The sequence below is a fragment of the Kluyvera sichuanensis genome (assembly GCF_014218705.1).
Lineage (GTDB): Bacteria > Pseudomonadota > Gammaproteobacteria > Enterobacterales > Enterobacteriaceae > Kluyvera > Kluyvera sichuanensis.
Map to the genome: position 1 here is coordinate 1 of NZ_JABBJF010000113.1, position 209 is coordinate 209.

Below are 209 nucleotides of genomic sequence, written 5' to 3' on the forward strand. Positions count from 1 at the left end.
GCACCGTGGGAGTCGTGGGTGCCAGCTTTGTTTGGTGAACCGAAACCGATAACGGTTTTGCACATCAGCAGGGATGGCTTGTCGGTCACTTTACGCGCTTCTTCTACAGCACGCTTAATCGCTTCTGGATCGTGACCATCGATGCCACGGATCACGTGCCAGTGATAAGCTTCGAAACGTTTAGCAGTGTCATCGGTGAACCAGCCTTC

At 53.1% G+C, this 209-nt stretch carries 1 pseudogene; it reads right to left on the minus strand.

What is annotated here, in order from left to right:
- Positions 1-209: pseudogene (locus HII27_RS27015) on the minus strand (transketolase); the annotation flags it as partial.